The sequence below is a fragment of the Bacillus weihaiensis genome (assembly GCF_001889165.1).
GTDB classification, from domain to species: Bacteria; Bacillota; Bacilli; order Bacillales; family Bacillaceae; genus Metabacillus; species Metabacillus weihaiensis.
In genome coordinates, this window is sequence record NZ_CP016020.1 from 2,884,838 (window position 1) to 2,899,683 (window position 14,846).

The 14,846-nt window shown below is 37.4% G+C and carries 13 protein-coding genes, 19 tRNA genes and 1 rRNA gene; 8 read left to right on the plus strand and 25 right to left on the minus strand.

The genetic code is table 11. The features are described from left to right. Window positions 1-284 precede the first annotated feature (284 nt). From A9C19_RS13880 to rrf, 20 genes are all read right to left on the minus strand, one after another. Window positions 285-358 (minus strand) — tRNA-Arg (locus A9C19_RS13880). Between the two features lie 37 nt (window positions 359-395). Beyond that, a tRNA-Asn gene (locus A9C19_RS13885) sits at window positions 396-470 on the minus strand. Window positions 471-488: 18 nt separating this feature from the next. Then, window positions 489-565 (minus strand) — tRNA-Ile (locus A9C19_RS13890). Window positions 566-581: 16 nt separating this feature from the next. Beyond that, a tRNA-Gly gene (locus A9C19_RS13895) sits at window positions 582-655 on the minus strand. 12 nt (window positions 656-667) lie between these two features. Then, a tRNA-Cys gene (locus A9C19_RS13900) sits at window positions 668-741 on the minus strand. 7 nt (window positions 742-748) lie between these two features. Continuing rightward, a tRNA-Gln gene (locus A9C19_RS13905) sits at window positions 749-823 on the minus strand. A 10-nt stretch (window positions 824-833) separates the two neighbouring features. Then, window positions 834-909 (minus strand) — tRNA-His (locus tag A9C19_RS13910). Window positions 910-919: 10 nt separating this feature from the next. After that, window positions 920-993 (minus strand) — tRNA-Trp (locus A9C19_RS13915). A gap of 51 nt (window positions 994-1,044) precedes the next feature. Then, window positions 1,045-1,128, minus strand: a tRNA-Tyr gene (locus A9C19_RS13920). Window positions 1,129-1,148: 20 nt separating this feature from the next. Beyond that, window positions 1,149-1,225, minus strand: a tRNA-Asp gene (locus A9C19_RS13925). Window positions 1,226-1,257: 32 nt separating this feature from the next. Beyond that, window positions 1,258-1,334: transfer RNA gene (locus A9C19_RS13930), tRNA-Met, on the minus strand. A 54-nt stretch (window positions 1,335-1,388) separates the two neighbouring features. Further along, window positions 1,389-1,481 (minus strand) — tRNA-Ser (locus A9C19_RS13935). Between the two features lie 5 nt (window positions 1,482-1,486). Continuing rightward, window positions 1,487-1,563: transfer RNA gene (locus tag A9C19_RS13940), tRNA-Met, on the minus strand. 52 nt (window positions 1,564-1,615) lie between these two features. Then, window positions 1,616-1,691 (minus strand) — tRNA-Ala (locus tag A9C19_RS13945). 4 nt (window positions 1,692-1,695) lie between these two features. Beyond that, a tRNA-Arg gene (locus A9C19_RS13950) sits at window positions 1,696-1,772 on the minus strand. Between the two features lie 43 nt (window positions 1,773-1,815). Next, a tRNA-Leu gene (locus A9C19_RS13955) sits at window positions 1,816-1,904 on the minus strand. A gap of 9 nt (window positions 1,905-1,913) precedes the next feature. After that, window positions 1,914-1,999 (minus strand) — tRNA-Leu (locus A9C19_RS13960). A gap of 35 nt (window positions 2,000-2,034) precedes the next feature. Continuing rightward, window positions 2,035-2,110 (minus strand) — tRNA-Val (locus A9C19_RS13965). A gap of 35 nt (window positions 2,111-2,145) precedes the next feature. Then, window positions 2,146-2,220, minus strand: a tRNA-Glu gene (locus tag A9C19_RS13970). Window positions 2,221-2,254: 34 nt separating this feature from the next. Then, window positions 2,255-2,370: ribosomal RNA gene (rrf, locus tag A9C19_RS13975) — 5S ribosomal RNA — on the minus strand. A 620-nt stretch (window positions 2,371-2,990) separates the two neighbouring features. Between rrf and A9C19_RS13980 the strand changes: the two genes are divergently transcribed. The 3 genes from A9C19_RS13980 (at window position 2,991) to A9C19_RS13990 (ending at window position 5,102) form a co-directional block, all read left to right on the plus strand. Further along, window positions 2,991-3,179 carry a hypothetical protein gene (locus A9C19_RS13980; protein ID WP_072580500.1) on the plus strand — a complete coding sequence of 63 codons (189 nt, stop codon included), beginning with the start codon at window positions 2,991-2,993 and terminating at the stop codon, window positions 3,177-3,179. Window positions 3,180-3,767: 588 nt separating this feature from the next. Beyond that, window positions 3,768-4,469 carry a DUF421 domain-containing protein gene (locus A9C19_RS13985; protein WP_072580501.1) on the plus strand — a complete coding sequence of 234 codons (702 nt, stop codon included), beginning with the start codon at window positions 3,768-3,770 and terminating at the stop codon, window positions 4,467-4,469. A gap of 60 nt (window positions 4,470-4,529) precedes the next feature. Then, window positions 4,530-5,102: a DUF6434 domain-containing protein gene (locus A9C19_RS13990; RefSeq protein WP_072580502.1), complete on the plus strand. Its 573-nt coding sequence runs from the start codon at window positions 4,530-4,532 to the stop codon at window positions 5,100-5,102. A gap of 3 nt (window positions 5,103-5,105) precedes the next feature. On the opposite strand, the gene thiM is transcribed toward A9C19_RS13990, so the two are convergent. Continuing rightward, window positions 5,106-5,909, minus strand: a complete 804-nt coding sequence (gene thiM, locus A9C19_RS13995; RefSeq protein WP_072580503.1) for a hydroxyethylthiazole kinase — start codon at window positions 5,907-5,909, stop codon at window positions 5,106-5,108. Between the two features lie 675 nt (window positions 5,910-6,584). Here thiM and gvpU point away from each other — a divergent pair. Continuing rightward, window positions 6,585-7,010, plus strand: a complete 426-nt coding sequence (gvpU, locus tag A9C19_RS14000; RefSeq protein ID WP_072580504.1) for a gas vesicle accessory protein GvpU — start codon at window positions 6,585-6,587, stop codon at window positions 7,008-7,010. Between the two features lie 64 nt (window positions 7,011-7,074). On the opposite strand, the gene A9C19_RS14005 is transcribed toward gvpU, so the two are convergent. Continuing rightward, window positions 7,075-8,247 (minus strand): MFS transporter, encoded by a 1,173-nt coding sequence (locus A9C19_RS14005; protein WP_072580505.1) that lies wholly within the window; start codon window positions 8,245-8,247, stop codon window positions 7,075-7,077. Between the two features lie 340 nt (window positions 8,248-8,587). Between A9C19_RS14005 and A9C19_RS14010 the strand changes: the two genes are divergently transcribed. Together A9C19_RS14010 and A9C19_RS14015 are read left to right on the plus strand one after the other, a co-directional pair. Then, complete coding sequence (locus A9C19_RS14010) at window positions 8,588-10,468, plus strand: SpoIID/LytB domain-containing protein (RefSeq protein WP_072580506.1); 1,881 nt, start codon at window positions 8,588-8,590, stop codon at window positions 10,466-10,468. 318 nt (window positions 10,469-10,786) lie between these two features. Next, the gene (locus A9C19_RS14015; protein WP_072581899.1) at window positions 10,787-11,080 is read left to right on the plus strand and encodes an antibiotic biosynthesis monooxygenase family protein; all 294 of its coding nucleotides are present in this window, start codon (window positions 10,787-10,789) and stop codon (window positions 11,078-11,080) included. 147 nt (window positions 11,081-11,227) lie between these two features. Here A9C19_RS14015 and A9C19_RS14020 read toward each other — a convergent pair whose 3' ends face one another. The 3 genes from A9C19_RS14020 to cspD all read right to left on the minus strand — a co-directional run bounded on the left by A9C19_RS14020 (window position 11,228) and on the right by cspD (window position 13,076). Next, window positions 11,228-11,806, minus strand: coding sequence for a TraR/DksA C4-type zinc finger protein (locus A9C19_RS14020; RefSeq protein WP_072580507.1), 579 nt, complete (start codon window positions 11,804-11,806; stop codon window positions 11,228-11,230). A 104-nt stretch (window positions 11,807-11,910) separates the two neighbouring features. Beyond that, window positions 11,911-12,327, minus strand: coding sequence for a hypothetical protein (locus tag A9C19_RS14025; protein WP_072580508.1), 417 nt, complete (start codon window positions 12,325-12,327; stop codon window positions 11,911-11,913). Between the two features lie 548 nt (window positions 12,328-12,875). Continuing rightward, the gene (gene cspD / locus A9C19_RS14030) at window positions 12,876-13,076 is read right to left on the minus strand and encodes a cold-shock protein CspD (RefSeq protein ID WP_072580509.1); all 201 of its coding nucleotides are present in this window, start codon (window positions 13,074-13,076) and stop codon (window positions 12,876-12,878) included. 494 nt (window positions 13,077-13,570) lie between these two features. Here cspD and A9C19_RS14035 point away from each other — a divergent pair, with 494 nt between their 5' ends. Together A9C19_RS14035 and A9C19_RS14040 are read left to right on the plus strand one after the other, a co-directional pair. Then, the gene (locus A9C19_RS14035) at window positions 13,571-14,365 is read left to right on the plus strand and encodes an HAD family hydrolase (RefSeq protein ID WP_072580510.1); all 795 of its coding nucleotides are present in this window, start codon (window positions 13,571-13,573) and stop codon (window positions 14,363-14,365) included. Window positions 14,366-14,413: 48 nt separating this feature from the next. Beyond that, window positions 14,414-14,839 (plus strand): DUF1801 domain-containing protein, encoded by a 426-nt coding sequence (locus A9C19_RS14040; RefSeq protein ID WP_072580511.1) that lies wholly within the window; start codon window positions 14,414-14,416, stop codon window positions 14,837-14,839. Window positions 14,840-14,846 lie beyond the last annotated feature (7 nt).

The following is a 14,846-nucleotide window of genomic DNA, read 5'->3' on the forward strand; positions in this document are numbered from 1 at the left end:
AAGGAAATATATGGTTTGAACATTAGCCTTCTCATTTGATAGATTTTTTCATCAATTTAATAGAATTCCTGTATTACCTGTTAATTCAGGTAGGATAAGAACTATTCTTTTAGTTTAGAGAGAAAATTAAGTACCCATAAAAGAAGTCGTACCTGTCAACTTATAGGGAAGAAGTATTCTAAAGGAAATTAGTTAGTCTTGTAGAGGGGTTCTAGTGAATTCGAAGGAAAGTCAGATAGATTATGATTCAAAAAAAAGCGTACAAATCATTGTACACTTTTTTACGCGCCTTAGAGGATTCGAACCTCTGACCGACGGCTTAGAAGGCCGTTGCTCTATCCTGCTGAGCTAAAGGCGCATATAGTATGTATTTTTTATACGATTCTATATAAAAATGGCTCCGCAGGCAGGACTCGAACCTGCGACCGATCGGTTAACAGCCGATAGCTCTACCACTGAGCTACTGCGGAACAGAATAGAAAGTATAATGGTGGGCCTAAATGGACTCGAACCATCGACCTCACGCTTATCAGGCGTGCGCTCTAACCAGCTGAGCTATAGGCCCAGATAAAAATATGTATTGGAGCGGGTGAAGGGAATCGAACCCTCATCATCAGCTTGGAAGGCTGAGGTTTTACCACTAAACTACACCCGCAAATAATGAGTCTGGAGGCACCACCCGGATTTGAACCGGGGATAGAGGTTTTGCAGACCTCGGCCTTACCACTTGGCTATGATGCCTAAAAAATGGCTGGGCTAGCTGGATTCGAACCAACGCATGTCGCAGTCAAAGTGCGATGCCTTACCGCTTGGCTATAGCCCAATTACTAAAATGGGGCGACTGATGGGAATCGAACCCACGAATGTCGGAACCACAATCCGATGCGTTAACCACTTCGCCACAATCGCCACAATATTTTGGCAGGGGCAGTAGGAATCGAACCCACACCAAAGGTTTTGGAGACCTCTATTCTACCGTTAAACTATGCCCCTACTTTAATTGAATGTTTCTTTGTTTACATATACGATACTTCGTAAAATTGATGGTGGAGGGGGGCAGATTCGAACTGCCGAACCCTAAGGAGCGGATTTACAGTCCGCCGCGTTTAGCCACTTCGCTACCCCTCCAGCTTTTTTATATATAAAAATGGCGGTCCGGACGGGACTCGAACCCGCGACCTCCTGCGTGACAGGCAGGCATTCTAACCAACTGAACTACCGGACCTTCGTTTTTTTTTCACGAATAAGTGAAAAAATTGGTTGCGGGGACAGGATTTGAACCTGCGACCTTCGGGTTATGAGCCCGACGAGCTACCGAACTGCTCCACCCCGCGATGATATAAAATTACATGATAGAAGAAATCATTTAGTTAGGACAAATGAAGATATGGAGGAGGAAAGGGGATTCGAACCCCTGCGGGCTTTGACACCCCTGTCGGTTTTCAAGACCGATCCCTTCAGCCGGACTTGGGTATTCCTCCTAATATGGTAGCGGCGGAGGGAATCGAACCCACGACCTCACGGGTATGAACCGTACGCTCTAGCCAGCTGAGCTACACCGCCATATTTAGAACCTTATAACTTATATTTGTCTTAACCCTTCTTACTTATACCTTGGTGGAGCCTAGCGGGATCGAACCGCTGACCTCCTGCGTGCAAAGCAGGCGCTCTCCCAGCTGAGCTAAGGCCCCAAGTTGGCGCGCCCGAGAGGAGTCGAACCCCTAACCTTTTGATCCGTAGTCAAACGCTCTATCCAATTGAGCTACGGGCGCTAATTATCTCTCATTTATTTTTTTCGCTAAAACGAAAAAACGATGGTGCCGAGGACCGGAATCGAACCGGTACGGTAGTCACCTACCGCAGGATTTTAAGTCCTGTGCGTCTGCCAGTTCCGCCACCCCGGCAAAAGTATATGGTGCGGGTGAAGGGACTTGAACCCCCACGTCACAAGGACACTAGATCCTAAGTCTAGCGCGTCTGCCAATTCCGCCACACCCGCAAATAAAAAGCAAGCTGCTTCTATGTTTATTATAATGGTGGAGGATGACGGGATCGAACCGCCGACCCCCTGCTTGTAAGGCAGGTGCTCTCCCAGCTGAGCTAATCCTCCTAATAATATCAATTTTTCCCTTGCGTGAAAAATTATGGTGACCCATACGGGATTCGAACCCGTGTTACCGCCGTGAAAGGGCGGTGTCTTAACCGCTTGACCAATGGGCCATCTCACTTACTTTGTTACCTTTTATAAAAAGGCGCCTGGCAACGTCCTACTCTCACAGGGGGAAACCCCCAACTACCATCGGCGCTGAAGAACTTAACTTCCGTGTTCGGCATGGGAACGGGTGTGACCTCTTCGCTATCGCCACCAGACATTTTCACATCACTTCATCGAAGCGACAAGATATATTATATAACATTTTGTCATAAATGCAATACTTTTTTAAAAAAAATTTCAAGCAGAATCATCTGTCCCTGTAACAGGAATATTAATTTAACATGTTTACCTTAAAAGTGTCAATGGTGTTTTGAAAATTTTATTGTTCTATTCACTCCTGTACAAGCATTCCATATAGTAAGAATGAATTTCTTAGTGATGAGGAACTTCATTAAGGAAAAATAACTTTTGATAACAACCTACTCATTTTAATTTTTAATGAATAAGTTGATTATTTGTACTTAATCAAAAGATTACATGCCATAAGACACCTGCCTAGAAATTTGTAAGGGTGAAAAAATTATAACATAACACGGCAGACGGATTGGCTGCTGGAACATCTCTAAGAACGTCTAAGGCTGTAACAGTATTCAAGAACCTCCTATAAAAATACTGTGTCGCCTTACTTTAAGTGACTTATAAGAGGTACAGCCCTCCATCACTATACAGAAAATTCATCAATTCTACTCTCATATTTTTAATAAGTAAAGTCTAGAATTTAACTTTTTACTTGTTATAATGCAAAGTGAAGATCATGATATAAAGGTGGGCATTTATGGGGAATACTTGTCGGTATGTAGTTAATGCTGTAGGTAAATGTGGTGAAACATACTATACCCAATTAAATTCAAAAAAAGAATTAAAAAATTGGATACACGACCATGAAGAGAAGTTATTAATGGAAGAGTTAAAGATTGTTGATAAAAAAATGTCACCTCTTTTAAAATGGTTACTAAAGAAATAACTAATAACATAGAGGCTGGGACAGAAGTGCCTGGCACCTTATCATAACGACTATATGTAAGCACTGATTTATCTAGTGTACACAATAGATTGTATTCGAGGGTGCCTGGCTCTTTGTTTTGTCCCAGCCTCTATTAATGCATAAATACACTAAACTTTTAGTTCCACCAGGTTTTTTATTTCTTGCAACATCTCACTATGTATGAAATAACAGTATTTCTTATTATATGTGCATCCTTTAAACTTTAAGACAAAAGCTACAGGCTCCAGAAGCTAGTTACTTCCCACTGACAATATTCTATTCATTCCTATCTAATAGAAATGATCCAAGCATCTTATTTGACACCTAGTCTACTCACTCGTTTTAGGTGAGGTAATGTTATAGCAATAATAAGGAAAGTCCATCGTTTTTTACTTATACTAACCATACTCTTCTCCTCCTCTTTCCATTAATACCTCTATTTTAATTTATCGTTTCACGCTATTTATTTCTATATTTTCACTATGAAAACGAGTCATTTTAAAATATTTTATACCATTTATGGAGAATGTAACATGTATATCATGTTGCCTAAAAGGAGAAAAAATTATGGACATTATAGAGCAGATACTTAGACTAGTCATAGCTTTCTCCTCCCTATTAATTTTAACGAAAATTATGGGGAGAAAAGAGATCTCCGAAATGACATTTATTAATTTTGTGTCGGGAATTGCACTTGGAACGATGGGAGCATCTCTAGCTGTCAATTCAGCTGTAAGCATACGAAATGGGGTCATTGCCCTTATTGCCTGGAGTACATTCACAGTCATCTTAGGCTTTGTTGACATAAAATCGAAAAAAGCGCGTGAAGTGCTACAAGGAAAACCCGTTATCCTTGTTAAAAATGGGCAGATTCTTGAGCATGAAATGCGGAAGGTTCGATTAGATATTGATGAACTAACTGCCTTATTAAGGCAAAAAGATGTTTTCTCTATTACAGAAGTGGACTTTGCTATTTTTGAAACAGATGGTCGTTTATCTGTTATGAAAAAAGAAAACCAACAACCACTTACAAAAGGTGATATGAATATAGCCACTAATAAACCAGTTTTCCCGATTCCTACAGAAGTAATTGCCGATGGACGAATTATTTCAGCAAATCTTAAAAATATAAATACAGATGAACATTGGTTAAAGGATAAAATTCTTCATGCAGGGAATCCACCTATTTCAAGTATTTTTTATGCGGAAGTTCAGAAAGATGGAAGTTTATATCTAGACCTTAAGAAAGATTATTTACCAAATAAATGAAAAAAACATTGACCAATAAGAACGAATGTTCTACGATTAGATTATCGAGGAGGTGATTTAATGAGGCCGACCCTTACAAAGGATATCAATCAACAAGAATTTAAGGACTACTATTGGTTAAAGAAAGAACTACAGGCATTTTGCCGTGAACACGGCTTAAAACAATCAGGTTCAAAGAATGAATTAACCGAGGCTATTGTTTCATTTTTAGAAACAGGGCAAGTGCCTACACCTATCAAGAAAAAAAGGCTCTCTACTAGGTCTAGGTCCACCCAATCAGAAATTTTATCTCTCCAAACCGTCATTACAGAAAATCATCGATGCAGTCAAGAAGTAAGAGCCTTTTTCAAATCAATCATCCCGAACTTTCACTTTTCCACTCATATTCAACATTACTTTAAAACACATGCAGGGTGCACCTACCAAGATGCTGTTGCAGCCTGGTATGAAGAAGAAACGCGAAAAAAAGACCCTTCTTACAAACGGCAAATTGGACAACAATTTGAATATAATCAATTCATCAGAGATTTTTTTGCAGATGAAAAAAATAGAGATACATCTAAAAAGGAAGCAATTGAAGCATGGAAACTACTTAAATCACTTCCTGGTCATAACAAATATCAAAAAAGCTAACATTTATACTTTAACTAGTTTTATTGATTCACAAATCTCTTTATCAACTTGATAAAGTTGATTTAACAATTCAACCTGAAATCTACCCGGACCTTTTTCAGCAGCTATTTTTGCTGCAAGTTCCGCTGCGATACCGTACACTACTGCCGCAGATACCGTAGCTTTTAAAAAATTCTGTTCACAGGCACAAAATGCTCCAACAATCGAGCTTAATAAACACCCCGTTCCCGTTACTTTCGTTAACATAGGGTGACCATTTTCGACCATATATGTTTCCAATCCATTTGTAATGACATCCGTTTTACCAGTTATCATAATAGTTGTTTTAAGAGTACGTGCTGCTTTTTTAGCAAGGGCTACCACATCACCAGTTCCATCACCAGCATCTACACCTTTGATAGTCCACTCATCACCAATTAAGTTTGCTACTTCGGCTGCATTTCCCCTTATAACTGCAATCTTCAATTCGTTTGCAATCTTAAATGCTGTCTCCGTACGGTATGGAGTAGCACCTACACCTACTGGATCAAATACAATTGGAACCTCATGAATATTTGCAGACTTCCCTGCAATCATCATTGCTTCAACTACATCTTTTGTAAGAGTTCCCATATTAAGAACAAGTGAATCTGCAATTTTGGCCATATCAGCTACTTCTTCCTTAGCATAGGCCATTACAGGTGAAGCACCTATGGCTAATAATCCATTAGCCGTAAAATTTGTCACAACTACGTTTGTAATATTATGAACCAGCGGTGTTTGTTCTCTTAACCTTTTTAGCGTTAGTACACTTGTTTCGGCATTCATATGTAAACCACCTTTTCTAAACGATTAATTCTTTCTACTTTACCTAAGGCCTAGTACTGACACAATGGCTAGTATATCAAGCAGTATATCTCAAGAGAGACTAGCAGAAAAAAATATTCTGCTCTTGGAATTTCAGCTGGGATTGTAGCACACACATCGCTTCCCACTTTTGAACTTTCACTTGTTTTAGCACAATCTGTTCTCTATGTTTAATCTGATAAAAATAATTGGGCCCATTACTAGATCTATTTAGGCAAATCATTCTTATATAAAAATCTTTTTGCAAGGCCTCTCAAATATAACTTATCCAAAGATTGTACGCTTTTTCTTAGCTTTTTCCCACAATTGGTTAAAGTTAAAACAGGAACGATACATTCTATGCCATTTATTATGTTAGGATTAACTTTTACATTAACTGGTGGCCTTTCGTCCATCCTTACTGCAAACTTCTCTTTTAATTAAGAAAAAATAAAGATGAGTACTTTATTACATTGAGTAACTTAATTTATTTTTAATGCTATAGGCGTTAAGCTGTAACAATCCTAAACAAGCTCTTAGTCAACATTCAGCATGAGACCTCTTTATAGATTCTTTATTCTTACTTATAACTTTCATCTTATGAAGTGAGCTTTTTCGGGCATAATAAGTGTACTTAATCTATTGTGAGGTGCACTTATGGCGGGTAAAAATAAAGAGCAAAAAGAAATGAGTACGGATGATGCGATCATCTTAATGCTGTTAGATTTAGTTGAGAAAGACGGCATTGAACTTGAATTAACGCTAACCATTAAAGGAGCTACTGTTAGCGGGACTCTGATTAGTGCAACAGATTATTATGAGGGAGTAACGGATGCAGCCAAACAAAATCAGGATAAAACGATGGCTAAAATCATTGCTAAGAAATTTAATGACTTAAAAGAAGAATACGCCAAACAAAAAAGTGAAGAAGCTGAAGAAGAAAGCACTCCTCTCACATTCATCCATCTTAAGGATGCATTTATTTCAGGCCAACAACCTCCCACCTCTTCCACTCAAGCTGGGCAGTGGTGGAGAGGTAGAATCGCAGCAATAGACAGCTTCACAGTCCATCTACTCGGCTAAATGGTGATGTAATGAGGCTGGGACAAAACACAAAGAGCCAGGCACTTCTGTCCCAGCCTCAGAATCATGATACTTCTTTCACCACACGAACTTCACTTTTCTTTTCCTTTAGGTAAAAAAGTATAAAACCTATAAAGCCTATAAAGGATGAAATAGCCAATAGACTATAAAGCAAGGTCCCACCGTATTTTTCAAAGATTATTCCACCAATTGATGAACCTAAAATCCCTGTGACCCCAAAACAAATTCCAACAAAAACCATGTGACCTGAAGCTTGCAGCTCCTCTGGTACAATTTGATATAAATATTCCAAGGCACCTAAGAAGATGACTGCAAAGCATACACCATGTAATACTTGTATCATCAATAACATAGTAGGATCTGACGCAAAAGCTGTTAAAATCCAGCGAATACAATACAGAAACGCAGCGACGATTATATAGATGATTGGATTTGATGGACGAAACCATTTAGCACTCAAATAAAACAATAATGCTTCACTTGAAACACCTATAAACCATATCCATCCAACAAGCATTTCATTACCGCCTATTTCAAGTAAATATAAACTAATAAAAGAATCACTTGTTCTATGTGTAAGCAATACTAACGAAACTAAAAAGAAAAAAAGCAATAGAGTAGGATTTTTGAGAAATACCCCCATATCCTTGTAGTTTACTTTTTTACTTCCCCCTTTTACATCACTTAGAACTAAGGATAATAAACAAGTTGAAACAGCAAAAAATGTAATTGGGATGACAAGAAAGTCAATTCCATATTCAGAAAGTAAAAAGCCACTGAACAAAGAAACGATTGCAAATCCAATAGATCCCCACATCCTAATTGACCCAAATGTAACAGAGTGAATAATCGACTGTCTTTTCGCAAGATTATCTGCTAATGGATTAACAGGTGAAAAAAAGAAAAAGAAAAATGATCCTGCAATAAGAATCCAAGTGAATGAATTCAGTTGAAAAAGCCACGTAACACTTAGTACAAATCCAACTAAACAGGCAAATAACACTTTTTTCACCGTTTTATACTTATCACTTGCATAGCCCCAAATCGGTTGAGCCACTAGACCTACGAAGGGACCTATCGCTAAGAACCATCCAATTTGAGAACTTGATAGACCTTTATGCTGAAAATATATCGGTAAAAAACTAACAACCATTGAACCAATTGCACTGACAAAGAACATAAACATCCTTAAAGGAAGTAGTTGATTTGAAATCATTAAGAAAAAATTCCTTTGTAATAGATTTATAAGAGCTTAGATAACTTATACTCTTATAGTGATTTAGTTTGTTATTTTAGTTATTTATTTGTTAGTTTATTATAAAACATTTTTAGCTTTTCTGTAAGGAATATGTTTTCAATTCGCAATTGCTTTTCCCTAAATATGCACTAGACAAAACGTTATATCTACTGTCGTTGATCTAGACTTAAGCCAAACTTAACGCTTAAAGTTCTTGATTATTTATTGACATGGTTTTCCCTTTAATATCCTGTTGTTTACAAGCAATCCTCTCATATATGATTTCTATGAACCTATTAAATGATGAGGAGAACCTAAATTGAAAAAATCCTTCCTTATTTTTTTCCTACTAGTATTAATAGTTACTAGCATTCTTCCCCCTCCTGTCGTTGAGGCACTGGCATCTGAACCAACCATTCAGGTTAAGCTTAAAAATTATATTGGAAACAGAACACAATTAACAGTAACCGTACAAGGTGACTTTCAAATTGAATCCAATCAAGTAAAGTTGACAAATGGTAAAACATACATCATTAAAGTCGAGTCAGGACAGCTACACCTGTATGAGGGAGCGAATAAACTTCTTATCACGAATCGCCTCCATCTTATACCTATGACTTATACAAGTTACCTTACAATCAATAATAGGCCCTATTTAGGAGCTTTCCATTTTGAAGTTGAAAACTCTCTTTATATTCGTCCTACTAATACCGTATATTTAGAAGATTATTTAAAGGGTGTTGTTCCGTTTGAAATGATGGCAAGCTGGCCTATTGAAGCACTTAAGGCCCAAGCTATTGCAGCCCGAACCTATGCTGCTAGCTATTTAAACAAAAACATCGATGATACGATTTCCTATCAAGTCTATGGTGGATATGATTGGCATCCGAATAGCTCCAAAGCAGTTAATGAAACATATGGTGAGGTTTTAAAAAAGAATAATTATCTTATTAGTACTGTCTTTTCTGCCAGCAATGGTGGCAAAACAGAATCAAATGCAAATGCCTGGGGCAGTATCGCACTCTCCTATTTACCAATTAAAGAGGATCCTTATGATGCGAGAACAAATTGGAACTTCACCCTACACAAAAAACAAATTCAGCTAGAAGGGCTTGATTTGATAAACTCTTCTTTATGGTGGAATACAACAAAGGAAAAGGATGAACAGCTAGCTACCTCTATTAAGCTATGGCTACAACAAAACGGGCACCAAGGAAAGGACCTAAAAATCATGTCCATTCCTAAGCTGTCCTTGCACAGCCCTACCTCTGGTGGGAGAGTTTCAAAAGGGGACATCACCATTGAATATTTCATTAAAGATCATGTAGATTCTTCTGGGAAGCTAGTTCTTCAAAAGCTCGAGCTTCAAAACAGCTCTGCTGCAAAGTTAAGAGCTATGATTGGAAACCGTGTGATGTTAAGTTATTATGTGACAAATGTAGGGGAAACTACAGATACACATTCTGTTTTTGGTCTTGGTGACGGACACGGAGTTGGCCTAAGTCAATGGGGAGCAAAAAATCGAGCAGATGCAGGTCATACTTACAAAGAGATCTTAGGATTTTATTACGAAGGGGCTACCCTGCATATCGATTATAAAGAAAGAGTGAATCATGTTCCATCCGTAGAAAATACAACTGTTCATAAACCAGCACCAGTGGCAATTAGCCCTAAACCACAGACATCAGAACCGAAAAAAATCGTTGATAAAACTCCTCCAATCATTAGTCAAGTGAAAACAACGGTTGATCAAAAGAAAAAGAATCTAACACTATCATTTAAGTTAAATGAAGCATCAAAAGTCACACTCTATCTAAAAGATTCAAAAGGAAACATTCTTCACTATGTGATGAAAGGGAATCCTGTTCATGCAGGAACCGTCGTAAAGGCATATGACATCACTAAGCTTGCAAATGGAACCTATAAAGCAGGAATCATCTCTGTGGATCCTAATGGAAATCAGGCCTCCACTGCCACCTCGTTTGTAGTTAAACATTCGCCAACTACTTTAACGAAAGCAAAAACTGGGAAGGTAACAGCTAGCAAATTACATGTACGATCCTCTGGCTCCACAAAGGCAATTGTGATTGGTTCACTAAAGAAAAATCAAACTGTGACCATTCTTTCAACATCAGGCTCTTGGCATAAAATTAAATATGGAAAAAGCTATGGATATGTTGCTAAGATCTATGTGAAATAAAAGAACCTATGTGATGGGTTCTTTTTTTTACATTGCATCCAAACAAGCCAACTACGCACACTAGGTAAAGAACAAATAATAACGGCGGCAGCTTCCTAGGTAGAATTCGATATACCATGTATGGCAAGATAGGCATTATCAATAGGTCTACTTCATTTTCCTGTTAATGTGTGAATGATCAAAAGGAAAATATAGATGAAAATAGGGAATAAAAAAATAGAGGAAACGGGAAAATTGACTGAAATGAAAGCCTACCATTCATTCTCTAGAAGGAATATGTGTATATCTAGCGAATTAAATGGAAATGAGGTGAATATTTTGATACTGGAAGCTGTTATGCTTAATGTAAAGGTAAATCAGATGAAAGAATATGAGGCGGCAATAAGTCAAGCATCTAGCATTATTTCATCGATGAACGGGTATCTTTCCCATGAACTTCACCGTTGTATTGAGGAGGAAGGCAAGTATCTGCTTTTAGTAAAATGGGAGACTTTAGAGGATCACACTATTGGGTTTAGACAATCTGCGGAATACCAAGAGTGGCGGAATCTACTTCATCACTTTTATGATCCATTTCCTACTGTCGAACATTTTGTTGAAGTAATTCTTTAAAATAAACGAAAAAGAGGCTGGGACAGAAGTGCCTGGCACCTTATCGTAACGACTATATGTACGCACTGATTTATCTAGTGCACACAATAGTTTGTATCGGAGGGTGCCTGGCTCTTTGTTTTGTCCCAGCCTCTTCCCATTTCGTTCTTATCCTTTTTTGTTACCTTCTAAGTCTGTAACTCCATATTGTTCGTACTCTTCTGTATATCCTTCTGTGTCCCTTTTCTTTTCGTATTCCACTTCATCACTTAGAAAATCAGACGGTGTTTCGCTTGTCCCATATGCTGCAACTTCTTCAAATGAATCCAATCGATCATTTCTTTGTTCACCATTTTCCATTGATTGTGATAAAACATCCTCTTCAACGGGACGATCACTGCTTTTTGAATCATTCATTGCATGATGTTGACAATAAAGCGTTGTTGGTATTGCTTCTAGTCTTTCATATGAGATAGGTTCCCCACAAGCTTTACATATCCCATAAGTTCCCTCTTTCATTGCTTGAAGAGCTTCTTCATGCTTCTTCACTTCCGCTTGCCTATGCTCGTTCATTGTTAATTGAGTTTGCTTGTCCGTTAATTCGGTACCTAAGTCTGCGGGATGGTTATCATAAGTAGAAAGTTCACTTGTACTGTCTGCTTTAAGCTCTCCATCCGTTCTTTTTAATTGGTGTAACTCTTTTACTACAATCTGTTTTAGTGTCGAAAGTTGGTTTGATGTTAACATACTACCACTCCTAAAAGTCATCGTTGCTATTTCATACCCCTTCTTAAGGAATGAAAAACAACGAGAACACAGCTCCAATAGGAAATGAAGCTAAGGAAGATTCTTCAAGCCTTCTCTTCCTTCATCTTCTTGTTATATTCTAGCTCTTTCAAGTAGGCCACATAATTCGTTTTATCCTCTAGTTCCCTCTCTAGATATCCTAAGTATGCGAAAAGAAGACTTATATCCTTAGATAGTTCTCCTTCTTCATGAATATATTTTTCCCTAATTTTCTTCACTTCTCTTTTGACAATCCATCGCTCATTCCGAGTGTCCTCTTCTTTTATATCAAATACATCTACCTCATCACTTTCTACAAGTTCTATTCCCATAAACCGTTTTGTTGAATAGTTATCACTACTTATGGAGTAAACATATTTTTGCTCCTCTAGCTCTTTTAGAGCATCCGGATGAATGTTCATTGTTTTTGGAATAATGTCTTGATTTACAATAAATTCTTTTAACCGAAGTACAACGTCCATGTAGAATCCTCCCGTCATTGGCTATAGTACACCCTATTCCATAACAATGGATTTAAGTACAAGTTTGATCAGGTAATCGACCTAGACTAGCGAAAATAATTGATTTGCAGCTTTGTTCATCTGTCATTTCTCCTTTTATAAAAGGCTTTGTTAAACACAGTTATTGATTTAAGTACAAATTCGCCTTCCACTCCAATCAACAAAAAGAAAGAACAATATAAAATAACACAGCCTTATAAAATAAATGGAGGAGCTTTAACAATATGGAGATTATCATACAACGTACAGAAATAATCAATCCAAAAAGATCAACTTAGTAGTGGCACCCTTCTCTCCGGTGATCGTCATACGGAGACTAGAATACACTCTATGCCTGCCTTTATAAATGAACGTATTATCTTGAGGAGCTTGGCATCTGACTTTCTGTCAAATAATCAGACTGCTGGGCTATGTTGAACGAAGTACTTAAAAAAATGCAAAATAAAAAGGATAACACCCTTAGGTGCCAGGCACCTAAAAAGAGTTATCCTTTTATTATGGTTTACTTATTATAGTTTTTGAACGTTTGCAGCCTGTGGCCCTCTGTTTCCTTCTTCGATATCAAAAGAAACTTCTTGACCTTCTTCTAAGCTTTTATAGCCTTCACCTTGAATTGAAGAGAAATGTACAAATACATCATCTCCACCTTCGACTTCAATAAATCCAAAACCTTTTTCTGAATTAAACCATTTTACTTTTCCTTGTGCCATTACAATTTCCTCCTAGATCAATCAAAACATGTTTGATGATAATATCGATATTTAGTATTACCCTGTATTCATTATTTAAACCTCTTTTCTTAAATTTTTTTATTAACTGAATTCATTTCATCAATTAATCCTTAGAGCCGCGGAGACTAGTAAGACGCAAAAAGTGAGACCTCCCTAAATATTGAAATAAGTAAGCGTGTAGGAAGATAAATGGAGGGAAAGTGAGAGACTGCTGCGGGAGGAGGCTCACCTCCTGCCCCGAAAAAAGCGAGCAGTTGGAGCGGATTTCAACCAGACCGGACACTTGGTATACATATAATAGTTTACGATACGACAAAAGCCAAAATGTAAAAGGATCTACATTCTAAAGATCTGTGTTTCTTTAATAATAAGCATGTATGAAAGTGATTTATCTGATTTTCATGTAAACTAATAAGGAAGAAGATTTCACGTTAATGACTATGATACACTGTAGAAAAAGAATGGAGATTATGATGACAAATTCACCTTATAAAATTTTATTTTTAGACATTGATGGTACCATTTTACGCCCAGATGACACAATTGAAGAAAGCACGAAACAAGCTATCAAAGAAGTGAGAGACAAAGGAATGACAATTTTCTTAGCGACCGGGCGACCACTCCATGAGATTTCATCCATTGCAAAAGAATTGGAAATCAGCTCATTCATCGGCTACAACGGTGCCTATGCTGTACATGATGGTCAAGACATTTTCAAAACACCCATGAACCAAAACAGCGTTGAAAAATTTATTACATTAGCGAACAGCCATACCCATGAATTTGTCCTTTATACCCATAAACATAATATTTTCTCAAACATAGACAAAGAGCTCATCCAAACTTTTATTCGTACTTTCCACTTACACTATAACAAGCCATTCTCAGGAAATGAGCTTGATCAGATCCTTGGCATCACCTTAATGAATGTAAGTGAAAATGAAGTTGATCTTTATAAGAAAGTTGATTCCTCCATCCACTTATCTCAAGTCAATGTAGAAGGTTTAACACATTGCTATGATGTCATTCGCGATACAGTTAATAAAGGATATGCCATTGAGCATATTTTAAATCTTTTACATATTCCAAAAGAGGCTGCGATTGCATTTGGAGATGGGATGAACGATAAAGAAATGCTTCAATTAGTCGGAGAAGGCTTTGCCATGGGTAATGCCCATCCTGATTTGCTTCCATATGCGAAACACAAAACGACAAGTGTCACAGATTCTGGCATTTATAATGGATTAAAATCACTAGCGATACTCTAATCGTATCTTTTTACCAATACATAAATATCTTTTTTTGGAGGAACGAGTATGTACGAACTAAAAACTAAAGAAAATGATAAAAATGTCATTGAGTTTATTGAACAAGTTGACAGTCCAAAAAAACGTGAGGATGCCTATCGTTTATTAGACATATTTACCGAAACAACAGGTTATGAAGCGAAAATGTGGGGACAAAGTATTATTGGGTTCGGAAGATATCATTATAAATACCCGACAGGACACGAAGGAGATGCTCCGTTAGTAGGCTTTTCTCCTAGAAAAGCAAAAATAAGTTTATATTTTGCAACTGGCGATTCAAAACGAGAAGAACTACTTGAAAAGTTCGGTAAGCACACAAGTGGTAAAGCATGTGTTTACATCAATAAAATGGCCGACATTGATATTGAAATACTAAAACAGCTAATTACTCAATCCGTTGATTTCTTAACAAATCTTTACCCAGAAAAAAGCTAGCTCCTAA